The organism is Pseudomonas sp. CAM1A (genome assembly GCF_047501685.1).
Classification (GTDB): Bacteria; Pseudomonadota; Gammaproteobacteria; order Pseudomonadales; family Pseudomonadaceae; genus Aquipseudomonas.
In genome coordinates, this window is record NZ_JBFNXP010000030.1 from 1 (window position 1) to 8,094 (window position 8,094).

Here is an 8,094-nt window from a genome sequence, read left to right on the forward strand (position 1 = left end):
AAGGACTTCCCATGCCCACGCAATCCGACCTGCATTACCGCTTCCAGCCCCTGGCCAGCAAGACCCTCTTCGAAGTCGTCTCCTTCACCCTCGACGAAGCCCTCAGCACCCCGTTCAGGCTCGTCGTCGAACTGGTCAGCTACACCGAAAATGCCGACTTCGCCCACCTGCTCGACAAGCCCGCGCTGTTCACCATCCTGCGCGGCCAGCGCCCGGTGCGCTATGTCCACGGCCTGATCAGCGCTTTCACCCAGGGCGACAGCAGCTTCTGCCGCACCCGCTACCAGGCCGTGATCGAGCCCAAGCTGGCCCGCGCCGCCCTGCGCTCGAACTGGCGCATCTTCCAGCACCAAAGCGTGCCGCAGATCCTCGAGACCCTGTTCAAGGCCCAGCGCATCACCGACTTCGAGCTCGGCAGCAGCTTCCCCCACCAACCCCGCGAGTTCTGCGTCCAGGCCGGCGAGACCGACCTCGCCTTCCTCTCCCGCCTGGCCGCCGAGGAAGGCTTCGTCTACCGCTTCGCCCACAGCGCCAAAGGCCACCGCCTGCTGGTCAGCGACCGCCTGCTGAGCCTGGGCATGCTCAACTGCAGCCAGATCAAGGCCGAGGACGAACGCCCGGGCTTCGTCGACCCCCTCCACCCCGACCCGCTCGCCGTGCTCTTCCACGCCGACGGCGGCGGCGACCCGGCCCGCCCCTGCCTGCGCCGCCTGCACTACCGCGAGCAGGTGCGCACCGCACGCCAGGTGCAGCGCGACCACACCTTCACCCTGCCCACCTACCGCCAGCAGCACCAAGCCTGCGCCAGCGACCTGCAGCACCAGGGCAACGACTACGAACGCTTCGACTACCCCGGCCGCTACAAGCGCGACGCCGTCGGCAAGCCCTTCACCCAGACCCGCCTCGCCGCCCTGCGCCACGATGCGCGCACCGCCGAGGTCGAGGGCGATGACGTGCGCCTGCAGCCGGGCCTGAGCTTCAACCTGGTCGAGCACCCCCGCGAAGACCTCAACTGCCATTGGCGGGTGGCCAGCGTGCACCACGAGGGCGCGCAGTTCACCAGCCTGCTGGAGGAAGCCGCCGGCGCCAAGCAAGGCACGCACTACACGCAAAAGGCCCTGCTGGTGCCCGGGCGCATCGAGTGGCGCCCCGAGGCGCCGCCCAAGCCGCGCATCGACGGCCCGCACATGGCCACCGTGGTCGGCCCCGAGGGCGAGGAGATCTATTGCGACCAGTGGGGCCGGGTCAAGGTCAGCTTCCCCTGGGACCGCGAAAGCCGCGACAACGAGTACAGCTCCTGCTGGGTGCGGGTGTCCCAGGGCTGGGCCGGCGGCGGCTGGGGCGCCATGGCCATCCCGCGGATCGGCCAGGACGTGGTCATCCAGTATGTCAACGCCGACCCCGACCAGCCGATGATCACCGGGCGCACCTACTGCGGCAACCAGCTGCCGCCCTACGAGCTGCCCAAGCACCGCACGCGCATGACCATCAAGAGCAAGACCCACAAGGGCCAAGGCTTCAATGAGCTGCGTTTCGAGGATGAGCTGGGGCAGGAGGAGGTGTTCATCCATGCGCAGCGCGATCAGAACAACCGGGTAGGCAATGATGAGACAACCTGCGTTGGCCGCAACCGCATCGAACAAGTGGCCAACGATGAGCAAATCAGCGTTGGCAACGACCTTCGTCAGGAAACCGGCCAGGATCACAGCCATACCATAGGCCGAGACTCTCGCCGGGAAGTCGGCCACGATCTGTTCGAGCAGGTCGGCAATGACCGCAGCGAAATCATCGGCGTGAATCACCACACCACTGTGGGTGGCAATAGCGAACTCCAGGTGAATGGCCATCAGCGCATTACCGCCGGCCAGGGGCTCGACCAACAGACAACGGTCTTTAGACTCACCGCCAGCGAGCGTATCGAGTTCACCAGCCCAGGTGGAAGCATTGTGCTCGACCAGCAGGGCATTACGCTCAAAGGGCTGGCGCTCGACCTTCATGGCCCTACGCAAGCAGGGGCCGAAGGCGCCGGAAATGTCACTGCGCTGGAGCTTACGCCAGACAGCGGCAGTGTCTGTGAGGAAAAGTGCCGATGAACGACGCTGCCTTGACGAAGTTCATCACGGATCACCACCCCTCGGATCAGTCTTGCCACGTTCTGATCGATCCAACCGCCATGTCCGGAAAAAGTGATCAAGCCGTGCTTGAAGGGTTGCGGCAAGCGCTGGACGCAAATGCATTCACGCAGATCTACAGGCCCGACCTCACTCATGCCCCCGATGCCCATCCGGTGCTGGCGCGCCTTGCGTCTGCCGGAGAGACATTGCCCGATTCACTGTTGACCCTTACGGCGCAGGCAAGTCTGCGGGATATCCGGCGGCAGAGGCGCCTGGTATGTGGCTGGCTTTTCAGTGACAGGCCCGCCGGAGATTTAGCCGAGCACATCCTATCGCTGTGCAAGGTGTCGATTACACAGGCAGAGGCGCGCTTCTATCCGCTGTTCGAGCCTGTTCGTCTGGAACTGTTCGCGGCGGCATTCGAACACTCAGCTCAACAACCATGGTGGCCAATCCGCAATTGGTTGTTTCTTACCAGCGGCGGGCTCCCGGTACAGATGCCCGGAGAACCTTACACCCATAGGCCGAAACCTGTCGCGGCTGGAGAGATGCAAGCCGAAGCCCCGCTGGTCCAGGCTGTGCTCAGCGCGTGGCGAGCCCTGCTCCCAGAGACCGAAACCCGCCCTTCCCTGCCGTCGGTCGCCGCACTACTGGCGTACGAAGAAATCGTCCAGGCACGCCAGCAAGGCTTGAGCGAGCCAGCGGACATTCTAGCCCTGGTTCTCCATCAACTCTGCTTGCACGGGCAACTGCATGCCCATCCTGCAATACGCACCCTGATCGAAAAAGCCGTGCAAGGGCAGACACCGCTTACTCAGATGTTCGCCGAATACAGCGACGCCAATTGGCGATACGTACTTGCCAACCTGCCAAGTTCCGGAGTGCGCCCATGAGTCTCAGCAAAAGAATCGCCCACGCCATCGCCGAGTCCGCCCTGCCCCACGACCAGTGCCAGGCCTGCGAACGCAAGGGCCTGCCTATCCTCCCCCTGCGCCGCGCCCTGGTCCCGGACCCGCGCCCGGCCTACCGCTACCCCCTGGCCGGCGGCGACCAGGTGGCCACCCGCATGGGCTTGCGCACCCTGCGCGAGGGGTACCTGTATGTCCTGCTCGACCAGCGCATCTGGTACGCCTACGAGGTCACCGAGGAAGGCCACCTGCGCCGCTTCAACCCCATCGAACCGCCGCCCGCGCCACCGCGCCTGCTCGCCCGCCAATGCCTGGGCGAAAACCACGACATCCCTTCTTCCTTCCTCACCGTCGACACCGAGGCCTTCTCCACCGCCTGGATCGCCTTCAGCAGCGATGCCTGGCCGCGCAGCGTGCTGAATGCCTACCGCAACGCCAAGACCCCGCCCGAGCGCTTCCAGGTCCTGGACCTCGGCCTCGCCCGCAGCGCCCCCGCCCAGGTCGGCGTGGCCATGACCCTCAGCGAACTGCAGGTGGACCGCCAGGTCTTCGAGTACAACCAGCAACTGCCCGGCGCCTTCGACAGTGTCCATGGCTTTCACAGCCGCCTCCTGCGCCAGACCGCCACCCGCGGCTACCTGCTCAACGCCATTGCCCGCCACCAGCTCGAACATGGCGTGCTCGCCCTGGTGCTCGACGACACCGTCGGCCTGGTCCAGGAGTACAACCACCAGCGCCTCGGCTGGATCACCCGGCGCCAGCAATGGCGCGAGGACCCGCTGCGCGCCTATCAGCTGCAGACCTCGCAGATCCTGCAGACCCTGCGCGCCATGCAATGGCCCTGGGCCGAGCAGCAGACCCCGTCCTTCGAGCCCCACAGCGGCGATGGCCCGCCGGTGTTCGTCGACCCGCAGGTCGAGCGCCAGCGCGAGGTCGAACGGCGCGCCCTGAACGGCGTCGCCCGGCTCGAGGAGCGCTACCACGAATCCCAGCGCGCGGCCTTCCAGGCCGAGTACGAGCGCCAGGAAGCCGAGTACCAGCGCTACATCGACCTGAACACCCAGGCCTACACCCAACTCTGCGACAGCGGCCTGTTCCACGCCATCGAGGAACACGACTACGACGGCGACGACCGCGAGTCCGGCATCGCCTACAGCAAGACCATGGCCCTGTGCCTGGCCGGCGGCGTCACCGAAGCCCCCGACGTGGACAGCGAACCCCGCGCACCCGCCCCGGGCAGCAGCGCGGCGCTCTGGCAGCGCTGGCTGCAGGACCCGAACAGCCCGCCCTACCGCGCCGTGCTCCTGCGCGACCGGGCCTTGCTCGCCGCGCTGCTGCCCAGTTTCTCCAGCACCGACGCCACCGACTGGGGCGACAGCGACAAGCTCTACGGCGCGCTGAGCAAGGTCATCGCCAGTGACGATGCCGGCCTGGGCATYCGCGACACCCTGCGCCAGGCCATCGCCGATACCCAAGGGGCGATCAATGGCGCCAGCCTGCGCCTGAAACYCCTGCTGCCGCMCGGCGTGCAGCGCGCCGTGCTGCGCCTGAACAGCGCCAGCCARTGGCTGTACAACGGCGTGCAACTGATCGAGCTGCAGGTGCAGATGAAGCTCAGCGAGTACTACGCCCTGCAGAGCGCGCACCTGCGCGAGCTGCAGCACACGGCCAGCGTGCAGGCCGCCAAGGCCCGCGAGCGCATGCTCCTGGGCCTRCGTGAACTCGATGACGATGTGCGGGCAGCCAGGACTCGGGTGCGGCCGATTATCCAGAACGGCCTGCTGAGCCTGGCGGTGCTCGACCCGAAGCTGGCGCACAGTGTCATCACCGTCAGCGTCTGGGTCGAGGGCACCGCCGACGTACTGCACGAGCGCCTGGCCCAGGAGGCAAGCCTGCGCGTCAACCAGCTTAGCGACGCCGCGCAGATCAACCTGGTCAACCTCTCGGTCGCCGCGGGCACGCTGGATGCCAACGCACGCCAACTGCTCCACGGCCTGCGCATTACCTCGAAGCAGGCCACCCAGCTGGTACGCACCAGYTTTACCGGTTTGCGCGGGGTGGCGAGCAGCTGGGAACTGCTGCTGGCACTGGGYGGCTTGTACCTGACCCATGACAGCCTGGCGAAGAATCTGGAAAAGGCGGAAATCGAGATCGGCGAGAAATCCAGGGAAGCGGTGATGGCGTTGCATGGGGCCAAGCTGGCGATCCTTGGCGGCGGCATAGAAGCGCTGGGATTGATCATCAGGACCGGCGCCACGCAGATCAACAGCAGGGTGCCCCTGACGCCTGCGGGGACGGCACGGATGGCCACGACCATCAAGATGGGGCGGGCACTCGTCAGGGTGGGGGCTGTGATGGGGGCCGTGGCCGGGGTTTACGATACGGCTCAAGCATTGTTTGCTTCGAGACGAACATGGGTGAGCGGAGACGGATATGCCACGTACGCGTATAGCGCTTCAGCGTTCTCGTCGGTAATGGGCGTATTTGCCTCTATATATGCAGTATTTATGCCTACTTTTTTAGGGCCTCTTGGTATAGCAATTATCTTAGCGGCTGCTGCTTACGGACTCAGCAATCTGGCGGGGAAACTTGAGTCCGATCAGATAGAACGTTGGGCAAGGCGCTGTCACTTCGGCAAAGCTGATGAATCCCGAGCTATTCACTGGAAATTCCCTGAGCATGCTGATATCGCTTTTGCAGAGCTCAACGCTGCTACATTAGGCGTTGAGGCAGGCCTGAAATTCGAAACCCAAAGAGGGGATCCCACGCTCAAGGCTAAAATCGGATGGATTGCCTATGCGGCCACCGAACAAAAGCTAACATTCAAGATATTACTGCCAAATATTGATGTTTCCAGCTACAGCTATCATTGGTCCTTGACCGTTCATCGACATGGTGATGGGGTTACGTCCAACTACACAAGCGGCGAAATAATTGCCACGGGATCCCATGAGATTTTACACCCGTTGCCAACCTCACAGAAAAAGCCGTCGTCGCGCCCCTCTCGCAAAGTGAAAGACTACAGAGCGGATACCCTCATCCAAAACACCAGCAAAAAATCCACAGTATTGCACTCCGGTGGTTCCACTACCACCGAGTTCATAACCGGCCACATAGAACTCACCCCAAGCCTTGGCAGGCACAGCATACAGGCTGCAACTTTAAACGTCACTTACTGGCCAGATCGTAATTCCCCAGAGGCCTATGCAAATCTGGAAATACTGGAGACCCACAAATGACCACCTCCAATGACGACTTACCTGAGCGTATTCTAGGCTGGAAGTATGACCTACCTCTTCCCAATGAGGAGCCCACACAGAAACTCAACTCAACCTTACTACCACCCACTCCAAACAAAATAAATAATACTTATATAGAGATCCCAAGATCAAAACTAGAAATCAGGGGAATCGGCCTCATCGGTGGAAGTATCGCCATGCTGCTGGGCTTACTGCCAATCTTAACCTTAGTTCACACCACATTAATCGAAGGAGAAAAAATTGGATTAGACTTCATCGCAATAATTCTAACTATAATTACCGCTGCCTACTGGGTAACGATACCTCTCGTACGCCTGGACATTGAGCTACCGCGCGACGAGCCAATCCGTTTTAACCGGCTCCGACAAAAAGTTTATTTTTACGAGTACAGACAAGACAGGGTTCGGGTACTCAGCAAAAAACACTGGGGGGTACGCCCTGTCGTTTATAACTGGAGCGACCTCATCGCCGAAGTCTATAGACTCTATGCCCCGATGGGCAACGGCGGACTCGTTGAGAATATCGTCATCGCCGTACGCAAGACAGGTACAAATGAAATAATAGACCGCCTATTCTTTAGTCATGACATTGAGGTTGGAAAACAACATTGGGAAATCATCAGACTGTTCATGCAACAGGGTCCCGACGCCCTTCCCACCTTTGTTCGCCCACCCCGCGACTGGGATAATGACTTCGAACTGCCCCCCATTCGCCGATTCGCCCCCAGGGTGCAATGGCCTGAAGCGATGGACCGTGAGTCCCGTACCGGCCCTACAGCAGGAGAGTCGCTCTGAAGCCAGTTTGAACAGTTCGAATGCCCGCTACAGAAAGAACGGGCGTCGATATATACCATAGACCCCCTGGAAGTTTATTAATGACTATCACCAACAGAACCCTTCCTCGCCGTGGCCCAGGTTGGAAATATGACCTACCCTCCCCCGATGAGGCGCCGACGCGAAAAGCCACCACGCTACCGCCCACACCAAATAGGATAAATAGCATTTACCTTGAAATTCCTAGATCAACCGTAAGCATCAGAGGCATAGGCTCTATCGTTGGAAGCCTTGCCTTCCTGGTCAGCTTATTAGCAATATATCCATTTATTCACGACATCTTAACAAATAGCGATAGACTCGGAGCTGGCATAATTATCTCGGGACTCCTCATAATTATAATTATTTATTGGGCGACGATACCTTTTGTACGATTGGACATTGAACTACCACGAGACGAACCAATTCGATTCAACCGACTACGTCAAAAGGTTTACTTTTACGAATATAAGTTTGATCGCATCCACATTTTCAGCCGAAAGAGATGGGGTGTACGCCCCGTAGCCTACGACTGGAAAGACCTCATCGCCGAAGCCTGTAGTGTCTACGCCCCCATGGGCAATGGCGGACTCGTCGAGAACGTTCTTATTGCAGTCCGTAAACCAGGCACCGACGAAATCATCGACCGTCTTTTCTTCACCCATGATATCGAGGAAGGCAAACAATACTGGGAGATCATCAGACTGTTCATGCAACAGGGCCCCGACGCCCTTCCCACCTTCGTTCGCCCGCCCCGCGATTGGGACAACGACTTCGAACTAACCCCCATTCGCCGATTAGCCCCCAGGGTGCAATGGCCGGAAGCAATAGACCATGAGTCCCGTACCGGTCCTGCCGCAGGAGAACACACATGAAACCGGTCGTCCTTGTAGGCCACCTGCACGAGTGCCCGCTGCATGGCGCGGGTGTGGTGGAAACCGGCAGTGAAACCTATCAGTTCAATGGCAAACCCGTTGCCCGAGTCGGGGACCGTATCAGC

The 8,094-nt window shown here is 60.9% G+C and carries 6 protein-coding genes; all 6 read left to right on the forward strand.

Going from position 1 to position 8,094, the window contains the following annotated elements; all coding sequences use genetic code 11:
- The first annotated feature begins 11 nt into the window (after positions 1 to 11).
- Positions 12 to 2,093 (forward strand): type VI secretion system Vgr family protein, encoded by a 2,082-nt coding sequence (locus ABZO33_RS26640; protein WP_414538480.1) that lies wholly within the window; start codon positions 12 to 14, stop codon positions 2,091 to 2,093.
- On the forward strand, positions 2,090 to 3,007 hold the full coding sequence (locus ABZO33_RS26645) for a hypothetical protein (protein WP_414538481.1): 918 nt from the start codon (positions 2,090 to 2,092) through the stop codon (positions 3,005 to 3,007). Before ABZO33_RS26640 ends, ABZO33_RS26645 begins: the two co-directional genes overlap by 4 nt.
- Entirely contained in the window at positions 3,004 to 6,261 is a 3,258-nt protein-coding gene (locus ABZO33_RS26650) for a T6SS effector BTH_I2691 family protein (protein WP_414538482.1), read from the forward strand. Before ABZO33_RS26645 ends, ABZO33_RS26650 begins: the two co-directional genes overlap by 4 nt.
- A complete protein-coding gene (locus ABZO33_RS26655; protein ID WP_414538483.1) occupies positions 6,258 to 7,076 on the forward strand; it encodes a DUF6708 domain-containing protein in 819 nt (272 codons plus the stop codon). Before ABZO33_RS26650 ends, ABZO33_RS26655 begins: the two co-directional genes overlap by 4 nt.
- Positions 7,077 to 7,156: 80 nt before the next feature.
- Entirely contained in the window at positions 7,157 to 7,969 is an 813-nt protein-coding gene (locus ABZO33_RS26660) for a DUF6708 domain-containing protein (RefSeq protein ID WP_414538484.1), read from the forward strand.
- Positions 7,966 to 8,094: PAAR domain-containing protein (locus tag ABZO33_RS26665; protein ID WP_414538485.1), on the forward strand; the 129-nt coding region annotated here is incomplete at its 3' end. The genes ABZO33_RS26660 and ABZO33_RS26665, both read left to right, overlap by 4 nt.